Source organism: Paraburkholderia sp. GAS448, assembly GCF_050435685.1.
Classification (GTDB): Bacteria; Pseudomonadota; Gammaproteobacteria; order Burkholderiales; family Burkholderiaceae; genus Paraburkholderia.
Window position 1 is genome coordinate 1 of record NZ_JBNDKT010000144.1, and the last position, 1356, is coordinate 1356.

Sequence of the window (1356 nt, forward strand, 5' to 3'; positions counted from 1 at the left end):
AACAATGTGTGAGACAAAAGGCGTTAGAAACAAACCCCTTAAACCCGGACATTTCAACTTGGCCGGAAAGCGGACATCTGAATCTGGCCTCGACACGGCCAGTGGACAACTTTATTTTCATCCGCCGCAGCGCCGCCACCGGCGCGGCTCACCCGCCGATCGCCGTTCCGCACGCTTTTCACGCTCGTGAGCAGACCGAACTTATCCCCTCACTTGTCCACAGTCGCGACAATGAGACGCCCCGACTTTCCCTCGCACACGCGCGCGTTTTTTGTGGCAGGAGCCCGCGCGAGCGCGTTGCACATTCATCGAGAGGAAAAAACGCGATTGTAGCCAACCGGCATCTTCGGGTAGCCATCAGATTGCAGCTGGTGACACGACTGTCGGTTTCCCGCTGACGACCAGCCTCGCAGCAGTGAGAGCAAACGGACGCCGCAGGACCGGCAGGCAGGCATCCTTGTGCGCCTAATGTAATCTCGAGCGACTATCCTGTACGCCGTTCCCGGCAATTTTTGGGCGGCGAGATGAAGGGAGGCGTGTTCTCAACTTCCGTGCAATGGGGGTGCGCCTTTATTGGCGCACTGATGTGTCTGGGGGTGTCGCGCGGCCTCGATTTTCCAGGCGGGATGGTTGCTGCCGCGGCGCCGCTCATGCTGCTGGCCGCGGCGCTGCTGTTTCACCGTCCGCTGGGCCGTCATCCGCACCTCCAGGAGCTTGTGCTGTGGGGCAACGCGAGCCTCGGCGCGCTCATCCTGGCTGCCGTGCTGGTGTATCAGGCCGAGTGCGCGCTGGGGTGATAGCAGGTTGTTCTGTCCGACTCGCGAGCGCGCCTGGTGCGCGGGGCACCGGTCAGAAATTTTCGTACCGCTTCTGGATCGCATTTTCGGGTTGGCAAGCGAAAACAGCAGATAGTCAGTGGCGGGCGCAGAACATCATCTGGGCAGCCTCTCCCGGTGCGAGTCCGGCCTCGAAGCATTTCACAAGCCGCTTCAAGGCCGCTTCGTCGGGGTTGTACGGCCGACTGATGAAACCGTTCGCGACCGATTCCCTGTGCCAGGCACACATCCAGCGGTCCATCCCGTCTACCGGTATCAAGGCATTTTCAGTCGGCATCACGTTTTCCTTCATGTGGCGCTGGTACGGAACAGCCCGTTCCGCAGCCAGAGGTTTGATAGTCAGATCGACAGCGTTTATTAAACCCGTCTGCCAATGGAAACCCTCCAGGACAGGTCTCAAACTGGCGGAGAGCCGGGCAGACGCACAGGGCCATCGCACGAAACGTTACGAATGTTAAAAACTGCTTGTGAGGGTTGTAAACAAAGGCGGAAGCGCGTTAACTGGCATCTTTTTGCGAGG

Annotated in this window: 3 protein-coding genes; 2 read left to right on the plus strand and 1 reads right to left on the minus strand. The window is 59.4% G+C overall.

Features of this window, described 5'->3' with window-relative positions; translation table 11 throughout:
• Positions 1-398 (plus strand): hypothetical protein (locus P3T23_RS47660; RefSeq protein ID WP_429322950.1); only part of this gene is annotated, 398 nt, incomplete at its 5' end.
• A 138-nt stretch (positions 399-536) separates the two neighbouring features.
• Entirely contained in the window at positions 537-797 is a 261-nt protein-coding gene (locus P3T23_RS47665; RefSeq protein ID WP_429322951.1) for a hypothetical protein, read from the plus strand.
• A 115-nt stretch (positions 798-912) separates the two neighbouring features.
• Here the strand turns inward: P3T23_RS47665 and P3T23_RS47670 are convergent, their stop codons facing one another.
• A complete protein-coding gene (locus P3T23_RS47670) occupies positions 913-1113 on the minus strand; it encodes a hypothetical protein (protein ID WP_429322952.1) in 201 nt (66 codons plus the stop codon).
• Positions 1114-1356: the final 243 nt, after the last annotated feature.

What these genes read in the sequence shown, in the direction of transcription:
- P3T23_RS47670 (WP_429322952.1), bottom strand. Translation starts at nt 1,113, where the DNA reads ATGCCGACTGAAAATGCCTTGATACCGGTAGACGGGATGGACCGCTGG.